Source organism: Algibacillus agarilyticus (assembly GCF_003286125.1).
Lineage (GTDB): Bacteria > Pseudomonadota > Gammaproteobacteria > Enterobacterales > Alteromonadaceae > Algibacillus > Algibacillus agarilyticus.
This window is the reverse complement of record NZ_QMED01000001.1, coordinates 339,689-359,619: the sequence shown is the minus strand read 5'-3', so window position 1 is coordinate 359,619 and position 19,931 is coordinate 339,689. Positions and strand designations below refer to the sequence as shown.

The following is a 19,931-nucleotide window of genomic DNA, read 5'->3' as shown; positions in this document are numbered from 1 at the left end:
TGACTTGAAGAAATTATTAAGAAAGCAAATACTCAATTAACACATTAAAAAAATAGTTGTATTAATGGATATTGAACGTATTAGTCAACTTGCTGCTGAGCAAGTGGGTAAAGTTGTTATAGGTAAACAAGCGCAAATTAAGTTAGCGCTGTGTTGTTTGTTTGCTCGAGGGCACTTGCTTATTGAAGATTTGCCCGGAATGGGTAAAACCACATTATCGCATGCGCTTGCTCAAGTAATGGGGCTTTCTTATCGTCGAGTGCAATTCACTTCTGATTTATTACCGGCTGATATTTTAGGGGTTTCTATATTCAAGTCTGAAACTCAACAATTTGAATTTCATCAAGGTCCTATTTTTTCTCAAATCGTTTTAGCGGATGAAATAAATCGCGCAAGCCCTAAAACACAATCTGCATTGCTTGAAGCCATGGAAGAAAGACAAGTCACCATTGATGGCATAACGCATCCTTTAGATGAGCCTTTTTTTGTTATTGCAACTCAAAACCCATTGCATCAATCTGGCACATTTCCTTTACCTGAAAGCCAGCTCGACCGTTTTTTAGTTAGAATTAAACTGGGCTACCCGAGTCATGATGCAGAGCGTGATATGTTATTACAAGCGGGAAGTGTAAATGTGAGTGATTTGCCTGTTTGTATTACACCAGAACAATTGCAGCAGGTTCAAGCCGCGGTGCGCGATGTGACGGTGACCGATGAATTGATTGCTTATTTATTAAAGTTAGTCCAAGAAAGTCGAGATAATGCAGATTTTGCAATGGGCTTATCCCCCCGCGCCTCAAAGGCTATTTTGCATACAGCTAAAGCTTGGGCGTTAATGAATGGGCGTAATTATGTTACCGCAAATGATTTACAAGCTATTTTTCCTGCCGTGACAGAACACCGGTTAAGTCAGCAAGCGAATTATGGTGAAAGTGAACAAGCAAAAACATTGCTTGGATTAGTTGAGCCTATTTAATGACGCATAGTCGATGGTTAAGCAAATGGCTGGATAAACGTTTACCACCGCAGCGACAGTGTAAACTCGATCACAGTAATATTTTTATCTTACCGAGTAAGGCGGGTGTTGCTGTTATTTTAGTTACCTTAGCTATTTATTTATTAGGCACTAATTATGCTAATAATCTCGTCTTACTCTTAGCCTACGTTTCAACCGCGATCTTAATTTCTGCTATTTTTTATAGCTTTTTAAATGTTGCCCATTTAACTATTCAAGTCGAGAAAACCCCGCCTGTATTTTTATCTAATGTGTGTTTACAAACATTTAGAATAATAAATGAGCGACCTAGCTGGGCTATTGAGTTTTTACATCATGATGGCAAAGTACAATTTGATTTGCCCTACGTTGATACTCATTTGATTAAAATGCCTTTTGTACCTCCGCACCGAGGCTGGTGCTTACCCGAACGAATAAGAGTGCAAACGCAAGCGCCTTTTATGTTATTTACGGTTTGGAGCTTGCCACATTTTAATATTAAACAATTAGTTTACCCTAAACCGATAGAGTGCCCGCAATGGCTAACAGGAACCGGATTAAGTCAAGAAGAAGGGCAGAGCAATGATATACAAAATGCGGAAGACTTTTATGGTTTAAGGGAATATGTTGAAACTGATTCGTTAAAACATGTTGCATGGAAGCAATTGGCCAAAGGTAAAGGTTGGTTAACAAAGCAATTTGCGGCGCCTAATCAACCTGAGCGTTGGTTTTCGTATTATATTGTGCATGATAATGACCATGAACTAACTATTTCGCATTTAACTTGGTTAGTGTTACAAACTAAAAATGAAGATATTACGTTTGGCTTAGAACTACCTCATGCTTCGTTAGGCCCGAACGCTGGACCTATCTTTATCGAAGAGTGCTTGTTAGCCTTAGCGGAAATGCCGTAATGAACTGGCTAAAAACTGAATTGACTCATGAGCTGAAGTTATTAAGCCTTTTTTTTCCTGCCCAAATCATTGTTCAAGTATATCAGTCTGTCCACCATGCTTGGTGGGCGATATTATTTTATTTGATTTGTGCTATTTGGCGTTTTGCTATGTTAACCGGATCAGTAAAACCGATTGGCAAGTTCGCTAAAAATGCGTGCTTTATCACGGGGCTGTTATTGGTCGTTTTTACAGGCGTATCGACAAATATTTTAGTGAGCTTGTTTGTTATGCTAGCCGTAGCGCAATCACTAAAAATTCTTGAGTTTGAAACCCAACGAGATGTTGTATCTCTGTTTATTATTCACTTGTTTTTGACGGCGAGCACCTTACTGTTTTATTTTGATTTAATGCATTCATTAGCTTTAGCCTTGTCTTTATTCTTAACCGTTGCAGCGGTTATTCAATGTAAAATTAAAATTTTTAGTCCTGCTGCTAGTTTAAAAATGGCCTCTCAACTTGCGCTGGTGAGTTTACCTATTGCATTGGTTTTATTTTTTATGATGCCGCAGTTGCCGCCATTATGGAAAATGGCTAAACCTAAATCTCCGCCAACTGGCTTAACTGAAACCGTAAAACCAGGCGATTTGGCCGATTTAGCCGGTTCTAATAAGCTGGCCTTTAGAGTTGAATTTGAAGGTGCTATTCCCGATACGACAAATCTGTATTGGCGAACGTTAGTCCATGAAAGTTTTGATGGCGAAAGTTGGGCTATATCAGAGCAGAGTCAAGCTTGGAAAAAAGCCATTCCTCACAAGCAACTTGCTAATCAACTGATTGATACTAATCAGAATAGCTTTTTGTATACGGTTATCGCTGAACCGAGTCATCAAAAATGGTTGCATGCACTTGATATTGCTTACCCATTAGCGGACAAGGTCTATTTAACACCTGATTATAATTTAGTTAGAACTGAACCTGTTTCAGCAAGAATGCAATATAAAATAAAGTCTTATATGCATCTACCGGTTGAGCCATATGTTGATTTTTCAACCGCACAAAATTTACAGTTACCCGCTGATGAGAATGAACAAGCTCGCGCGTTAGCTCAAAAACTTAGGCAGCAATACCCTGATGATGCAGAAAATAACGAGCTATTAATTAATGCGTTGTTGCGACGATTCAATCAAGACGAATATCATTACACTTTAAAGCCACCACGCGTTAGCCAATATAATGGTATTGATGATTTTTTATTTGAAAGTAAATCTGGGTTTTGTGCTCATTATGCGAGTGCATTTACCTTTGTTGTGCGTGCAGCCGGGATACCCGCCCGAGTTGTTTCGGGTTATTTAGGCGGCGAATGGAATCCGCAAGGTGAGTATTTAAGTTTGTATCAATATGATGCACATGCATGGTCAGAGGTTTATTTACAAAATAAAGGTTGGGTTAGATTTGACCCAACAGCCTTTGTTGCACCTGATAGGGTTGAAATGTCAGTACAAGATTTATTCAAAGAAAAGGAAGACTTTTTACCGGATAATAATTTTGCGTTGGTGAAATATCAAGAATTACCTTTTGTGTCGGATGTCCGTTTTTGGTTAGCGAATGTAGATTATCAATGGACTCGTTGGATTATTAATTACAATCAATCGGCCCAAGAGAACCTATTAAAACGCTTGTTTGGTCAAAAAACGGATTGGACTTTTTATTTATATTTGATTTCATTTTTATGTGCTTCAATTGGGTTGTTTGTTTTGATTATTTGGCTTATTCAGCGCTATAAGAAACAGCCGACAGATGTTGTAAAATATTATCATAAAGCACTTAAGGCATTATCAACTCAAGGCATTGATAAGCCGATCGGGGCAACACCAGAACAGCTTGTTCATGAGATAGAGCACAAAGCCCCTGAGCTTTTACCTATTTGGCATAAAATAATTCAATTACTGAACGATATTCAATATCGTAATTTACCGATTAAAACAAAACGAAAATTAATTAGTCAATTACGTGTCGAAGTCAAAAAAATGCAATAATGAGGCTGTATTTTATCCAGCCCATGGATAGAAACTTGCGCTTAACGTGTTTGGTGCTTGCTATCGTGTGCACTTTCTATTATGTTAACATACTGTTACTTCATTGCATCATCATGCAATGTTAATCAATTATTTATAAAACCAAGAAGAAAATCATGTCTATTCCAGTACTCATTTGTGATGATTCAGCGCTAGCGCGAAAACAAGTTAAAAAAAGCTTACCGCAAGGATGGGATATCGATGTAAGCATGGTGACTAATGGCCGAGAAGCAATTGATTATTTACGTGCTAATCGTGTTGGGATCATGTTTCTTGATTTAACGATGCCAGAAATTGACGGTATCGGTGTGCTCGAAATCAACAAAGCAGAAAAGTTAGTTGATTTTGTGGTTGTTGTCTCAGCTGATATTCAACCCGACATGAAGAAAAAAGTAGAGTCTTTAGGTGCTTTGGCATTTATTAATAAGCCTGTCAGTACTGACAAGTTAAATAATATCCTAAAAGATTATGGGCTCTTATAATGAATATTACATTAAGTGAAGACCAAAGAGACTGCTTGCAAGAGCTTATTAACGTGGCAATGGGGCAAGCAAGTGACAAGCTCGCTCGTTATCTTGAAACGTTTGTTCACTTAGATGTGCCTTATATAGAGCTAGTAGGGTCTGATACTTTACCGCTATTGTTTGCCCAAAAATACAATGGCAGTAGTGTTTCTGTCGTTAGCCAAGGCTTTTATGGTAACGATGGTATTAGAGGTGAATCATTATTAGTTTATCGCCGAGATAACGCTAAAGAAGTTGCTAGCTTATTAGGGTATGAACCCGAAGAGGCAAATGAAAACGAGCAGCTTGCCGATATTAGCTCTATTTTAACGACTACTTTTTTAAATGGACTCGCTGAGTTAATTTCTAATCAAATGTCATATAGCGCGCCACGGTTAATTTCGTCTTTAAATACGTCGCTTGATAGTCATTTAGAGCAATTATCATTTAATTGGGAATTAGCGTTAAAGGTTGATATCAGCTATCAAGTTACGGATTATTCTTTTAATTGTGACATGATCTTATTAATCCCGGGTGAAGCTATTCAAAATATTCAATCTGTTCTCGATCGTATTTTAGAAGAATACTAAATTGAATATCACAGAGTTAAACTCATTTGTTGTTCAGCAAATTAACTCAGGCGTCGTTATTATTGATGCTGAGTATAATATTGATTTAATTAACCACTTTGTTGTTTTGCATGGTGGCGTTAAGAAAGAACAAGCCAAAGGTCAAAACTTATTTAGTTTATTTCCTGAATTACCTGAGCATTGGTTAAAGCGAAAGCTACAGAGTGTTTTTACATTAAATACGCCAGCTTTTAGCTCTTGGGAACAAAGGCAATATATTTTTAAAATGCCACATTCGAGGCCTATTACGACCACGAATGATTTTATGGCGCAAAATTGCACTATTTTACCGATTGTTGAAAAAGGTGAAGTTAAGCAAGCTTGTATTATTATAGAAGACGCTACGGATGTCTGTTATTACCAACAGCAGCTAAATGTCGCCATGAATAAACTTGAAAAATCTAATCAAACTGACGGTTTAACTCAAGTGGCTAATCGCCGTTATTGGGAAGAGCGTTGTATCATTGAGTTTGATACGGCTCAGCGACATGATAGACCGCTTTCTTTAATGTTGTTTGATTTAGATAAATTTAAAAATATTAATGACACTTTTGGTCACCGAGGTGGCGATCAGGTTTTAGTTGAATTGGCCGCTAAAATAAAAGATTTATTACGTAGTGCCGATTTAATTGGTCGTTATGGTGGTGAAGAGTTTGGTATTATTTGCCCTAATACCGGTGGTAAAGGCGCTGCTGAACTGTCCGAACGCATACGTAAAGAAGTGCAAATGCACAAAATCATGTTTGAAGGGCAAGCTATCTTTGTAACTTTAAGTATTGGCGTGATTGAAATATCGGATCAATACAAATCATATGAAGAAATGTTAAGCCGTGCAGATATGGCTTTATACCAATCTAAACGTGAAGGTCGTAACCGAGTTACTTTATATAAAGCATAAGTATAAGCATTTGCCAAAAAATCGTTGACAGTTATACTTGGTTAAGGCAAATTCTCCGTATGAAAATAAGTACAAGCATAATTATAACCATTATTATTTCGATCACCATGCGATAGCGGGTGGTCACGGTTTGCGCTTGTCTTAATAACTGAATTAACAAGAGCCCGTGACTTCACAAGTCACGGGCTTTTTTGTCTCAAGAAGATAGGAAACAAGGCATGCAAGTTTTAAAATTTGGCGGTTCTTCGTTAGCCAATGCAGATAAATATCAAGCAGTAAAAGAAATTGTACTCGCACAGCATAAAACTGAAGATGCAGCAGTCGTTTTGTCTGCACCTCAGGGGGTTACCAACAATTTAGTCGCCATTGTTAACGCCGCGATTTCAGGTCAAGATACAGCCGCGCTTTATAAGCAGCTTGAGACAACGTTTACTTCAATTATTAGTGACTTAGCGGCTCAATTAGATCAATACGACACTGCGCATTTACAAAATGTTGTCACTGAAAAGTTAGCCTTTTTACATGACCGTATCGAAGGGATCCGCTTGTTAGGTCAATGTCCTGATTCTGTTAATGCGCAAATAATTTGCCTAGGTGAGTTTGTTAGTGTTGAGATTTTCGCTGAATTGGTTAAAGCTTGTGGCACTGATGCACTCGTTATCAACCCGGTTGAATTAATTACTGCGCAGGGTAGTTTTTTAAGCTCGATGGCAGACATCGAAATGAGCCGAGCACGGTTTGCAGATAAAAATTTACCGGCTAACACGGTTTTAGTGATGCCTGGTTTTTGTGCGGGTAATGAAGAAGGCCAATTAGTGACTTTAGGTCGTAATGGGTCTGATTATTCAGCTGCTATTCTTGCTGCCTGTGTAGATGCGTCTACTTGTGAGATTTGGACTGATGTTGACGGTGTTTATAATGCTGATCCACGTCGCGTGCATGCGGCACAATTACTTGAACAACTATCTTATCAAGAAGCCATGGAGCTTTCATATTTTGGTGCCAGCGTATTACACCCTAAAACGATCGGTCCTATCGCTCAATATTCAATTCCATGTCGTATTAAGAACACGCTTAACCCTAGTGCACCAGGCACATTGATTACTAATGACAGCATCGATACAGATCATGTTGTAAAAGGCATTTCGACCCTTGATGACATCACGATGGTGAATGTTGCAGGCCCTGGTATGAAAGGGATGGTGGGCATGGCTAGCCGTATTTTTGATGCGATTTCACGTGCACATATCTCGGTGCTCATGATCACACAATCTTCAAGCGAGTACAGTGTTAGCTTTTGTATTTACACTGAAGACGAAGAAAAAGCGCAAAATATTCTGAATGATGAGTTCGAATTAGAGTTAAATAATAACTTGTTGGAAGAAATTGAGTTTAGAAACCAATTGTCTGTTATCTCTATTGTAGGTGACGGAATGCGCCAACATAAAGGCATCGCGGCTAAGTTCTTTTCTTCATTAAGCCAAACTCATGTCAATATTGTCGCGATCGCACAGGGCTCTTCTGAGCGCTCAATTTCAGCTGTTATCGAAGGATCAAAAAGTCAGGATGCGATTAAAGTGATACATCAAAACTTCTTTAGCAACTTACATACGGTTGATGCTTTCTTAATTGGTTGCGGCACGGTTGGTAAAGCGTTAATAAAGCAATTTGAACGCCAACAAGCTTTTCTTAATGAGCGCAATATAAGCCTACAAGTATACGGTTTAGCTAACAGTCGAAAATTAGCGCTTGTTGAAAATGGCGTTGATTTGAATAACTGGGAAAACACGCTAGACACTGCAACCGAAGGTTTCTCATTAACTCGTTTACAGCAATTTGTTGAAGACAATCATTTGATCAATCCAGTCATCATTGATTGTACGAGTAATGAACATGTTGCGGATCAGTACGTAGATTTTTTAAATGCAGGTTTCCATGTCGTTACGCCAAATAAAAAGGCGAACACCAGTTCCATGGCTTTTTATCATCAATTACGCGCTGCAGCTCAAGATAACAAACGTCGTTTCTTATATGAAACAAACGTAGGTGCCGGCTTACCGGTTATTGATACGTTACAAAACTTATTGCATGCAGGTGATGATTTAACTGGCTTCCAAGGTATTTTGTCTGGGTCTCTTTCGTATATTTTTGGCAAGTTAGATGAAGGTATGAGTTTATCTGATGCAACATCTATCGCCCGTGATAACGGTTTTACTGAACCGGATCCACGTGACGATTTAAGTGGGATGGATGTGGCGCGTAAATTACTTATTATGGCACGTGAAGCGGGCATGCAGATGGAGCTATCTGATATCGAGGTTGAGTCTGTTTTACCGCCGACGTTTGATGCTAATGGTTCAATTGACGAATTTATGGCTAACCTTCCTAAAGCGAATGTTTATTATCAAGAACTGGCTGAAAAGGCAAAAGCTCAAGGCCAAGTATTACGCTATGTCGGTATTATCGATAATGGAAAATGCAAATGTAGCATTGAAGCCGTGGGTAGTGAACATCCTCTATTTGCGATTAAGGACGGTGAAAATGCTTTAGCACTGCACAGTGTTTATTATAATCCTATTCCATTAGTTATTCGTGGTTATGGCGCCGGTGCCGATGTGACGGCTGCTGGTGTCTTTACGGATGTAATGCGAACGGTTAGCTGGCAGCGAGAGGTATAACATGAGTGTAACCGCTTATGCACCGGCATCAACCGGGAATGTGAGTTTAGGTTTTGACATTCTAGGTTTAGCGTTAGCACCTATTGATGGCAGTTTGTTAGGTGATCGCGTTACCGTGCTTAATGAAGCCAATGAGTTTAGCCTATCATTAGCTGGTCATTTTGCCGATAAATTGCCGGCCGATCCTAAAGAAAATATTGTTTATGACTGCTTTATCGGTTTTAAAGCCGCTATGTTGGAACAAGGCAAAGCGATACCTAATTTAGCCATGCAATTAGAGAAAAACTTACCGATTGGTAGTGGTTTAGGTTCTAGTGCTTCATCTATTGTTGCGGCGCTTGCGGTGCTTAATGCCTATTTTGATTACCCACTAGACAAAGAAACTTTATTACGTTTAATGGGTAAATTAGAAGGCCAAATAAGTGGTAGCGTACATTACGATAATGTAGCGCCTTGTTACTTAGGTGGTCTACAACTGATGGTTGAAAGTGAAGATAAAGTAAGCATTACTTTACCTTGCTTTGATGATTGGTATTGGACTATCTGTTATTCTGGCGCCAGCGTATCAACAGCCGCTGCGCGGGATATCTTACCAAAAGAGTTTTCGACTAAAACGACAATCGACTTTGGTCGTCAATTAGCTGTTTTTGTGCATGCATTACACACAGGCGATAAAGCTTTAGCCGCTAGCATGATGCAAGATGTGATCGCTGAGCCACACAGAAAATCATTGTTAAAAGGTTTTGATGATGCAAGAGCTTATGCAAAAAGCCAAGGTGCTTTAGCATTTGGGATTTCAGGTTCAGGACCTACTGTCTTTGCTGTTTCTGAAAATGCAGAAGCAGCGGAAAACATTCGCGCGTGGTTACAAGCTAATTATACTCAAAATGAATTTGGGTTTAGCCACGTTTGTAAAATAGATAATAATGGCATTGCCATTACAGAGGATAAGTAAGTGGAATTATTTAACTTAAAAGATCCCTCAGAAGTCGTCACATTTAGCCAAGCTGTGCAACAAGGTCTGGGTAGACAACAAGGTTTATTTTTTCCAAAAAACATACCGACGATTGACGATATTGATTCTTTATTAGCTAAACCATTTAATGAACGAAGTGCTGAAATATTAGGTCAGTTTATTGGTGATGAAGTCGATGCTGAAACATTGCAAACTATGGTTAACAATGCATTTCAATTTCCAGCACCGGTTGCACATATTGCAGATAATGTTTATTCATTAGAATTATTCCACGGTCCTACATTAGCGTTTAAAGATTTTGGTGCGCGTTTTATGGCCCAATGTTTAGCGCAATTTAGCAAAAAAGAAAAAATTACTATTTTAACCGCTACCTCAGGTGATACTGGCGCGGCAGTGGCTCATGCTTTTTATGGTATAAGCAACATTGATGTGGTTATTTTGTACCCTAAAGGCATGATCAGTTCTTTACAAGAAAAACTGTTTTGTACATTAGGTGGCAATATTCACACGGTTGAAATTGATGATGATTTTGATAGCTGTCAGCAACTTGTTAAAGATGCTTTTGATGCACCTGAGATCCGAGACGGTTTACATTTAAACTCGGCTAACTCAATTAACATTAGCCGTTTACTGGCGCAAGTTTGTTATTATTTCGAAGCGATTGCTCAGTTACCGGCTGAAAAACGTGCCGATGCTGTTATTTCAGTACCCAGTGGTAATTTTGGTAATTTAACGGCCGCGATGATCGCTAAAGCCATGGGATTACCGATTAAACGTTTTATCGCGGCAACGAATGCCAATGATACGGTTCCTCGTTATTTAAAAACGGGTGAATGGCAGCCTAATAAAACCGTTGCGACGATGTCGAATGCGATGGATGTAAGTGCACCTAACAATTGGCCACGTATTGAAGCGTTAATTGAGTTTGGTTACATCGATAAAGCCTCACTAACAGGCGACACGGTTGATGAAGACTATACACAAATGGCCGTTAAGCATTTGAATGATTTAGGTTATTTAAGTGAACCTCATGCCGGTGTTGCTTATAAAGCGTTAAAACGTTCAATTGAAGATGATGAAGTTGGCTTATTCTTAGGTACGGCTCATCCTGCTAAATTTAAAGAAACGGTTGAAAATATTTTGGGTACGCCCGTTGCGTTACCTAAAGAGTTAGCTGAATGTGCTAATAAAGCCTTATTATCTTCACAGCTCGATAGCCAATTTGAATCGTTAAAAGCATACATGCTTAAAACGTTAGGCTAAATTTGAATTGTTTTATTATGAAACCTCGCTTGGCGGGGTTTTTTTATATCTGGAATAAAAATGACAGACTGGTTGGATTTTATAGAGCAAGAAAAACAGCAAGCCTATTTTAAACAGTTAACCGCGTTTGTTGAAGGTGAGCGATTGGCGGGCAAAACGATTTATCCTGCAGAACAAGATGTACTTAACGCTTTTTTATTAACGCCTTTAAAAGACGTACGCGTGGTGATATTGGGCCAAGACCCCTATCATGGTGCTGGCCAGGCTCATGGTTTAAGCTTTTCTATTGCGAGCGATATTAAATTACCGCCTTCTTTAAAAAATATATACAAAGCCTTAGCACTTGATGATGAGACATTCACACCACCTACACATGGCAATCTAACGGCTTGGGCTAAGCAAGGTGTCATGCTATTAAATACGGTATTAACAGTGGAAGCGGGTAAAGCCCATTCTCATGCTAAAAAAGGTTGGGAATTATTTACCGATAAAGCGATTGAACTATTGAATGCGAATAACGAGTCGATCGTATTTATGCTTTGGGGGGCACATGCACAGCAAAAAGAGAAAATGATTGATGGTAATAAGCACTGTATTTTAAAAAGTGTTCATCCATCACCTTTATCAGCGCATCGTGGTTTTTTTGAATGTCAGCATTTTTCTAAAGCGAATGCGTATTTACAAAAAGCAAATAAGCAGACCATAACTTGGCAGTTATAGTCTGGTCATTTTTAGCTTTAAATAAAAAAACGGCCGATAGGCCGTTATTACACTTCAATGCTATCTAGGTCGATTTCATCAGCAAAATCAAATTCTTTTAGTTCCTTACGTAATCTGAATTGCTCTTTAATTGCTTCAATTTCGCGCCATTTTCTTTTTTGAGTTGGGCGTCCACGTGAACCTTTATCAAAGTTTGCCATTTCTAATGTTTCGCTATTCATGGTTTGCTCCTTAACTGGGCTTATTGTAATAAATCAGAACACTATTGAGTTGCTGCACATGATTAAATCAACTATTGATTAAAATTATGTGACGCTATTGTAAAAACTAGATGACAGCGTTTTTCTGAGTTTTCAATATAATGAATATCTAGCGGCTTACTCCTATCGCCAAGGCTGTATTTAATCAACTTTCAACATATTTCGAATTTAGTTTATTTTATATTCAACAATCAAGCTTTATTTATGCGTTAATGTTAAATAAATGTATGTATTGAGTCGTTTAATACCAATTTATATAAATAAGTGATCTCTCAGAATGCATCCAGCGGTTTTTGAACAAGGCGTCGGTGTACAGGAATGGTTGTTCCCTTTCAAATACCGATAACGCAGGTCAAAAGCCACTGGGGCATTCCTTTCAGGCGAGTTTTAAATGCGCTTACGCTGTGTTGCTCGAACTCAAAAGAGCACCACTATTCTTTCATCTAAGCGCATTTAAACGCTCTCTGAGTGGGCACTTATTATTACGGATTGGTATAACTAAAAAATAGGTAAAGTGAGTTTATTAGAATTGTATTTTTCGTGTATCTTTTACGGCTATCCGATAGGGTAGGCTGGTGTTTATTGCACACAAGCTTGCCTGATTCAAAAAGGACATTTCATGTTTGAACAAAAAGATTTAATTGATTTAGCACGCTTCACAATGCCATTTGGTAAATATGAAGGACGAGTGATTATTGATTTACCTGAAGAGTATTTATTGTGGTTTCAAAAGAAAGAATTTCCGCAAGGTCGACTAGGTCAATTAATGGCTTTAGCGTTAGCGATTAAAATAGAAGGGCTTGAAGGATTAATTAAGCCCTTAAAGTAAGGTTTATCCCCTAGGGTGTGTTTATCTTTTGTGTATGCTTTTGCAGCCGTATTTGCACGATTTATACAAGGCAGAGCGATTGCGGTGTAGTTTTTCTACATAAAAGAGCGATAAAGACTTTATGCTCCTGCAAAGTCACCTTACCCCACATCCATGTGGGGCAACATAGTAGAAATAGTGCAAATGCGCTGCCCTTTGGGTTCAATCCAAAACGTTTTGCTCTTTGTTATGGGCTTTTGACGTAGAGCCACTATGCCATCAAGCTAATGCCGCGATCAAAACGCTTTGGAATTGAACTAAATCTATACGACAAAGATAAACACGTCCTAGTGGCTTGTGGGTATAAATCTATAGTCTTCTCGCTCAGGTTTTATGGTTCATTGTCAGCGCTTACTCGCCCCAATCACATAATAGAGCATATGCTCATGGGGTCTCGAAGCTTGACGGCTTCCCCTAAAACCCGATCGCTTTGACTATATTCATTGTTAGGTGTTAATGTTAGGTGTTAAGTAGCTCAATTTAACTCGTGAAGTTAAGCCACACATAAGCTCGTAAGGTATGGTTGTTGCGTGCGCAGCGACGGTTTCTATGGCTAAATTGTCGCCCCACAATTCAACTTCATCTCCATTTTTATCTTGTAAATGGTTACCCAAATCAACGGTGATCATATCCATAGAAACACGGCCTATGAGTGGCACGTTTCGGCCATTGATCCAAACGGGGGTCCCATTTTTAGCATGTCGAGGGTAGCCATCTCCGTAACCTATTGCCACAATGCCTATGTAGGTATCAGCCGTTGTTGTCCAGGTTGCGCCGTAGCCAACATGCGATCCCGCTTTGACTTTTTTAACTGCGATTAAACAGGATTTTAAGGTCATTGCAGGGCTAAATTTTTTTGTCGATTCGGTGTTACTTTCGAGTGGAGAAACACCATAAAGAATGATCCCTGGCCGTATCCACTCAAAGTGGCTTTCTGGTATTAGCAGGCTTGCTGCCGAGTTAGCCAATGAACGCGGCGCAGAGTAATACTGAGTACAATGGTTAAAGTTAGATAATTGAGTTGAATTCATTGGTGAGTCTAATTCATCTGCACATGCAAAGTGACTCATCAGACGTATTTCAGTTTTTACATTAGCGCTGGCTTTTAACCGGGTGTAATAATGTGATAATTCTTCGGGGGCTATGCCTGCGCGTGTCATGCCTGTATCGATTTTTAGCCAGACTTGAATGGGGTTATCAAGCGTGGCTTGTTCTATTGCTTCTAGTTGTTCAATGCAGTGAACAACCGTTTCAATATTACTCGCGACAAGGTGAGGTAAGTCGGTTGACTGAAAAAAGCCTTCAAGCAAGACAATCGGTTTTACTATACCACTTGAACGCAATTTATAGGCTTCTTCTATCCGTGCGACACCAAAAGCATTTGCTGTTTGCAAACTATTGGCGACTTGTACTAAACCATGACCATAACCGTTTGCCTTACACACGGCTAACACTTGTGAATTAGGCGCAAGCTGTCTAATTTTTTGTAAGTTTTGCTCAATACGCGATAAGTTGATTATCGCGGTTGCAGAAGAGATCGTCACGTTATACATTACTTTGTTTAAGCATGTTAATCGCCCATTTATTCGTAATCACCATAATCACCTGGGTTAGCTAAGTTATCAAATCGTGAATACTGGCCTTGGAAAGCTAAGCGAGCCACACCTAATGGACCATTACGCTGTTTACCAATAATAATTTCACCAATACCTTTAAATTCAGAGTTTTCGTTGTAAACCTCATCACGATAAATAAACATAATTAAATCGGCATCTTGCTCAATTGAGCCGGATTCACGTAAATCTGAGTTAATAGGGCGTTTGTCGGCTCGTTGCTCTAGACCACGGTTTAACTGCGAAAGCGCGATTACTGGAACTTGCAGTTCTTTGGCTAAAGATTTTAAAGAGCGTGATATTTCAGCTATTTCTAAGGTTCGATTGTCTGATAAAGAAGGAACGGTCATTAATTGTAGATAATCGACCATAATCATGGAGATACCACCGTGATCACGATGCACCCGGCGAGCTCTAGAGCGGACTTCAGTTGGGGTTAAACCTGATGAGTCATCAATAAATATATTTTGACGTTGATTTAATAAGCTAACCGTTGAAGAAATACGAGCCCAGTCATCATCTTCTAATTGACCGGTTCTCACACTTGTTTGATTGACTCGACTTAAGGATGCCAATGAACGCATCATAATTTGTTCTGCCGGCATTTCTAAACTAAATACCAGTACTGGCTTATCATGTGCTAGTGAGGCATTTTCAACTAAGTTCATGGCAAATGTGGTTTTACCCATAGAAGGACGTGCTGCAACAATAATGAGATCAGAAGGCTGCATGCCAGATGTTAATTTATCAAGCTCGGCAAAACCAGTGGTCACACCCGTAACCCCATCTTTGCCTAATGTCATGGCTTCTTCAATACGCTTGATTGTATTTTCAAGCACGATACCCATGCTTTGTGGCCCTTCGTTCGCATTTGTTCGTTGTTCTGCTATTTTGAATACTTTAGATTCAGCAAAGTCGAGTAATTCATTTGCGTCTCGGCCTTGTGGGTCGTAACCCGCTTCTGCAATTTCATTAGCCACCCCGATCAGTTCACGTAATACTGCCCTTTCTCTCACGATATCGGCATAAGCGGTTATATTCGCGGCGCTAGGGGTGTTATCTGCCACTTCAGCCAAATAGGCAAAGCCGCCTATATCATCAAGTACTTTAGCTTGATCGAGTGCTTCTGAAATTGTGATTAAATCAATTGGCTTATTTGCTTCAACCAATTGGGCCATATTTTCGAAGACAAGACGGTTAGCGCGATTATAAAAATCTTGCGCAACCACACGTTCGGCAACTTGATCCCAAGTTTCATTATCGAGTAAAAGGCCGCCTATAACCGATTGTTCAGCTTCCAACGAATGCGGAGCCGCTTTTATATCTTCTACCGAAGTGGGTTTCTTTTTTTTATTCCAGTCATTTGCCATATAACGTCAAAAAGCCTTATGCAATACAGTAACTCAGTTTGGCGGCTATTATGACGTTTTTATGCTTGAGGTTAAATCCTTTTACTATATTAACTTAGGATCCTATCGGTGTTTTTATTGTTAAGTTGATTTTGGCTTAGGTGATAGAGCATTGCTTGCTCTTTTGGCCTCGTTATTGACGGTGTAAACGTGACCTTTTATTTATTATATTAAGGGGTAAATTATTTTATGGTTTGTATTATATTGAACTCATGTAGTAAAAAATAAGCTGATACACCAAATCGAGTAAAAATCAAAAAACATACGTATGCAGCCGTTAATCGTTTGTTAAGCATTTTTGGCTAATTAGCTATACTTGATATAGTATTAGAGGCGAAAGTTTACGATAAAATAATAAAAGGCTTTTATTTTCAATGTCAAAATCTAAAGCAACCTCGTTTGATATAGCTTACCGAGCCGGCGTTTCACAGTCGACGGTTTCTCGTGCTTTGCGTAATTCACCGCAAGTAAACGAAGAAACGCGTAAAAAAATACAAGCGATTGCACGCGAGCTAAATTATAAAGTTGATAAAAATGCGAGTAACTTGCGGACTCGGCACAGTGGTACCCTTGCACTTTTACTTTTTGAAGAGCTTGATGACACCGAGTCACATATCAATCCGTTTTATTTGTCTATGCTGGGCAGTATTACGCGTACTTGTTCAAAAGAAGGTTATGACCTTTTAGTCTCTTTTCAGCAATTTAGTACCGATTGGAGTGCTGACTTCGCGGATACTAATAAAGCGGATGGTATTATTTTATTGGGCTACGGTGATTACCTTGATTACGAAGGTAAATTAAATGAACTTGTTGAACAAGGCACTAAATTTGTTCGATGGGGAGCGGTAGTTGAAGGTGAACCTTGGTTGTCTATTGGCTGTGACAACAAAAATGGGGGGTACCTGATTACGCGTCATTTATTATCATTAGGACGTCGTTCTATTGCCTTTTTAGGGGGGGCAGATAATCACAGTCCTGAACTGTATGAGCGTTATAAAGGTTATTGCAAAGCGATTGAAGAGTCAGGTCATTATGTAGACTTGAGTTTACAGTATGATGCGGTAACCACTGAAGCTGCAGGCGTTGAAGCGGTTCAGCGTTTATTAGCGAGCGGGCATACGTTTGATGCTATTGTGTGTGCAAGTGATTTAATTGCGATTGGTGCCATATCGGCATTAACCGAGGCCGGATTTAATGTGCCTAATGATGTTGCCGTTGTTGGATTTGACGATTTAACCGTGGCTAAATACAGTAATCCGCCATTAACCACCGTGCAGCAAAATACGAATCTTGCAGGGCAAACACTTGTTTATAATTTAATTAAACAAATAGAGGAAACGGAAATTGAAACACGCCATATTCCTGCTCGTTTAATTGTGCGCGAATCTTGTGGGGCGAAACTCTAAAACAGACGTTATTCATATATATAGTCAAAGCGATCGAGTTTTAGGGGAAGCAGTCAAGCTTCGAGACCCCATGAGCATATGCTCTATTATGTGATTGGGGCGAGTAAGCGCTGACAATGAACCATAAAACCTGAGCGAGAAGACTATACCCAAGTCTTAACTCATATTCCAAATCGACGCCTTGCTTTATAAATAAGGCGTTTGTTTGTTTTATCACCATTTCATTCCTTCTATAGATTTAATTACCTTTCAATAGTAGTTTTTTAAGTAGATAAATTGTTTATCTAAAATCTTTACGTATACTAAGCGTGTTGAATTTTAGTGTTTGCATTTGATGTGATTAACTGCAGCTTTAAAATCAATTTCGCACAACGCGATAGCATGTAATAAATACGATTTTCGCTTTATTTGTGGGTACCCAACTTTTTGATCGGCATAGCTAGATGAAAGCATTGTATTGGTTTATTTGTCGCTACAGTTTTTTCATCTAGCTAATCTAATCATTGGGGCCTTATTGCAAATCAGATGTCTATTTATTACATTTTTTTTATGCTTTAAAGGAACAAATTAGTGAATCCAATTACTCATTCTTTCCAGTATGGTCAACATACTGTTACGCTTGAAACGGGCTTAATTGCACGTCAAGCAACGGCTGCTGTTATGGCTAGCATGGACGATACTGCGGTATTAGTTAGTGTTGTTGAAAAAAAATCTGCAGAGCCACGTGACTTTTTCCCATTAACGGTTAATTACATCGAAAAAGCGTATGCTGCGGGTAAAATCCCGGGTGGCTTTTTTAAACGTGAAGGTCGTCCTTCTGAAGGCGAAACATTAATCGCTCGATTAATTGATCGTCCTATTCGTCCATTATTTCCAAAAGCTTACGATAACGAAGTACAAATTGTTATCACGGTTGTCTCAGTTAACCCTGAAATCCCAACCGATATCGTATCGATGATTGGTGTTTCTGCTGCGTTATCGATTGCCGGTATTCCTTTCCAAGGTCCAGTGGGTGCTGCACGTGTTGGTTATAAAAATGGTCAATACTTATTAAACCCTGTTTTAAGTGAAATTGCCGATAGCGAGTTAGACTTAGTTGTTGCGGGTACACAAAGCGCAGTATTGATGGTTGAATCAGAAGCTAAAGTACTTTCTGAAGACGTTATGCTAGGTGCGGTTGTATATGGCCATGAGCAATCTCAAACCGTTGTTGATGCGGTCGCTGAATTTGCTGCTGTGGTTAAGCCGCCTGTTTCTGATTGGGTTGCGCCTGTTGTTAACACTGAATTAAAAGATAAAGTGGCTGCTGCTGCATCGGCTGGTTTTACTGAAGCTTATCAAATTACTGATAAAATGGTACGTAAAGATGCCGTTGATAAAGTTAAAGCGGATGCGCTTGAAGCTTTAGTCGCTGAAGATGCTGAACTTGATAAAAATGAAGTTGGCGGCATGCTAAGTTCTGTAGAAAAATCAGTTGTACGTAACCGCATTATTGCGGGTGAACCACGTATTGATGGTCGTGATCCTGAAAGCGTTCGTGCGCTTGATGTACGTACTGGCATTTTACCTCGTACACATGGTTCTTCATTATTTACTCGTGGTGAAACTCAAGCCATTGTTGCTGCTACGCTAGGTACGCCACGTGATGCACAAATTATTGATAGCATATCAGGCGAATACACAGACCATTTCATGTTGCATTATAACTTCCCTCCATACTGTGTTGGTGAAACAGGTATGGTTGGTTCGCCTAAGCGTCGTGAAATTGGTCATGGTCGTTTAGCTAAACGCGGTGTTGCTGCGGTTATGCCAACTATCGAAGAATTCCCATACACAGTACGTGTTGTTTCAGAAATTACTGAATCAAATGGTTCAAGCTCAATGGCTTCTGTATGTGGTACTTCATTAGCATTAATGGATGCGGGTGTACCGATTAAAGGTTCTGTAGCGGGTATCGCGATGGGCCTTGTTAAAGAAGCCGATAAATTTGTTGTTCTTTCTGATATCTTAGGTGATGAAGATCATTTAGGTGACATGGACTTTAAAGTAGCGGGTACTGAAGAAGGTATTACGGCTTTACAAATGGATATTAAGATTGAAGGCATTACGCAAGAGATCATGCAAATTGCCCTTAACCAAGCTAAAGCAGCCCGATTACACATTTTAGCGGTAATGGATGATGCTATCTCTGGTCATCGCGATGAAGTTTCTGAATTTGCGCCACGTATTTATACGATGAAAATTGCTTCAGATAAAATCCGTGATGTTATCGGTAAAGGTGGCGCGACCATTCGTTCATTAACTGAAGAAACAGATACCACTATTGAAATTGATGATGATGGTACGGTTAAAGTTGCGGCAACTGAAAAAGTTAAAGCTGAAGCGGCAATGGAACGTATTCGTGCCATTACTGCTGAACTTGAAGTTAATTCACTATACGAAGGTAAAGTTGTTCGTATCGTTGACTTTGGTGCATTTGTTGAAGTGTTACCAGGTAAGCAAGGTTTAGTACATATTTCTCAAATCTCTGAAGAGCGTGTTGAGAATGTGAAAGATCATTTACAAGAAGGTCAAGTGGTTAATGTTAAAGTATTAGAAATCGATCGCCAAGGTCGTGTTCGCTTAAGCATAAAAGCCGCTGCAGAAAGTGCAAAGCCTGCTGAAAATGCATAAATAGTATTTTAAATATTTAAAAGCCGGTGCCATTGCATCGGCTTTTTTTTGCCTGAAAGAAAGTTGATTT

Annotated in this window: 16 protein-coding genes; 13 read left to right on the top strand and 3 right to left on the bottom strand. The window is 39.3% G+C overall.

Going from position 1 to position 19,931, the window contains the following annotated elements; genetic code table 11:
• The first annotated feature begins 64 nt into the window (after positions 1-64).
• The 10 genes from DPX34_RS01625 (at position 65) to ung (ending at position 11,632) form a co-directional block, all read left to right on the top strand.
• Positions 65-976 (top strand): AAA family ATPase, encoded by a 912-nt coding sequence (locus DPX34_RS01625; protein WP_111976653.1) that lies wholly within the window; start codon positions 65-67, stop codon positions 974-976.
• Positions 976-1,908 carry a DUF58 domain-containing protein gene (locus tag DPX34_RS01620; protein WP_111976652.1) on the top strand — a complete coding sequence of 311 codons (933 nt, stop codon included), beginning with the start codon at positions 976-978 and terminating at the stop codon, positions 1,906-1,908. Before DPX34_RS01625 ends, DPX34_RS01620 begins: the two co-directional genes overlap by 1 nt.
• The gene (locus DPX34_RS01615; protein WP_111976651.1) at positions 1,908-3,926 is read left to right on the top strand and encodes a transglutaminase TgpA family protein; all 2,019 of its coding nucleotides are present in this window, start codon (positions 1,908-1,910) and stop codon (positions 3,924-3,926) included. Before DPX34_RS01620 ends, DPX34_RS01615 begins: the two co-directional genes overlap by 1 nt.
• 155 nt (positions 3,927-4,081) lie before the next feature.
• The gene (locus DPX34_RS01610; RefSeq protein WP_111976650.1) at positions 4,082-4,447 is read left to right on the top strand and encodes a response regulator; all 366 of its coding nucleotides are present in this window, start codon (positions 4,082-4,084) and stop codon (positions 4,445-4,447) included.
• Entirely contained in the window at positions 4,447-5,058 is a 612-nt protein-coding gene (locus tag DPX34_RS01605; RefSeq protein WP_232824619.1) for a chemotaxis protein, read from the top strand. The genes DPX34_RS01610 and DPX34_RS01605 overlap by 1 nt, the downstream gene beginning before the upstream one ends.
• 1 nt (position 5,059) lies before the next feature.
• Positions 5,060-5,995: a GGDEF domain-containing protein gene (locus DPX34_RS01600; protein WP_111976648.1), complete on the top strand. Its 936-nt coding sequence runs from the start codon at positions 5,060-5,062 to the stop codon at positions 5,993-5,995.
• A 191-nt stretch (positions 5,996-6,186) separates the two neighbouring features.
• Complete coding sequence (gene thrA, locus DPX34_RS01595; RefSeq protein WP_269815494.1) at positions 6,187-8,673, top strand: bifunctional aspartate kinase/homoserine dehydrogenase I; 2,487 nt, start codon at positions 6,187-6,189, stop codon at positions 8,671-8,673.
• 1 nt (position 8,674) lies between these two features.
• Positions 8,675-9,628: a homoserine kinase gene (gene thrB / locus DPX34_RS01590; RefSeq protein WP_111976646.1), complete on the top strand. Its 954-nt coding sequence runs from the start codon at positions 8,675-8,677 to the stop codon at positions 9,626-9,628.
• Positions 9,629-10,912, top strand: coding sequence for a threonine synthase (gene thrC / locus DPX34_RS01585; protein WP_111976645.1), 1,284 nt, complete (start codon positions 9,629-9,631; stop codon positions 10,910-10,912).
• A gap of 60 nt (positions 10,913-10,972) precedes the next feature.
• A complete protein-coding gene (gene ung / locus DPX34_RS01580; RefSeq protein ID WP_111976644.1) occupies positions 10,973-11,632 on the top strand; it encodes a uracil-DNA glycosylase in 660 nt (219 codons plus the stop codon).
• Between the two features lie 47 nt (positions 11,633-11,679).
• Here ung and DPX34_RS01575 read toward each other — a convergent pair whose 3' ends face one another.
• The gene (locus DPX34_RS01575; RefSeq protein ID WP_232824623.1) at positions 11,680-11,832 is read right to left on the bottom strand and encodes a DUF3545 family protein; all 153 of its coding nucleotides are present in this window, start codon (positions 11,830-11,832) and stop codon (positions 11,680-11,682) included.
• A 679-nt stretch (positions 11,833-12,511) separates the two neighbouring features.
• On the opposite strand from DPX34_RS01575, the gene DPX34_RS01565 reads away from it, so the two are divergent.
• The gene (locus DPX34_RS01565; RefSeq protein ID WP_111976642.1) at positions 12,512-12,721 is read left to right on the top strand and encodes a DUF3820 family protein; all 210 of its coding nucleotides are present in this window, start codon (positions 12,512-12,514) and stop codon (positions 12,719-12,721) included.
• 485 nt (positions 12,722-13,206) lie between these two features.
• Here DPX34_RS01565 and alr read toward each other — a convergent pair whose 3' ends face one another.
• The gene (alr, locus tag DPX34_RS01560; RefSeq protein WP_232824622.1) at positions 13,207-14,298 is read right to left on the bottom strand and encodes an alanine racemase; all 1,092 of its coding nucleotides are present in this window, start codon (positions 14,296-14,298) and stop codon (positions 13,207-13,209) included.
• Positions 14,299-14,342: 44 nt separating this feature from the next.
• Positions 14,343-15,743, bottom strand: coding sequence for a replicative DNA helicase (gene dnaB, locus DPX34_RS01555; RefSeq protein ID WP_111976640.1), 1,401 nt, complete (start codon positions 15,741-15,743; stop codon positions 14,343-14,345).
• Positions 15,744-16,156: 413 nt separating this feature from the next.
• On the opposite strand from dnaB, the gene DPX34_RS01550 reads away from it, so the two are divergent.
• Both DPX34_RS01550 and pnp read left to right on the top strand, forming a co-directional pair.
• Positions 16,157-17,188 (top strand): LacI family DNA-binding transcriptional regulator, encoded by a 1,032-nt coding sequence (locus DPX34_RS01550; protein ID WP_111976639.1) that lies wholly within the window; start codon positions 16,157-16,159, stop codon positions 17,186-17,188.
• 570 nt (positions 17,189-17,758) lie between these two features.
• Positions 17,759-19,861 carry a polyribonucleotide nucleotidyltransferase gene (gene pnp, locus DPX34_RS01540; RefSeq protein ID WP_111976637.1) on the top strand — a complete coding sequence of 701 codons (2,103 nt, stop codon included), beginning with the start codon at positions 17,759-17,761 and terminating at the stop codon, positions 19,859-19,861.
• The last annotated feature ends 70 nt before the right edge of the window (positions 19,862-19,931 follow it).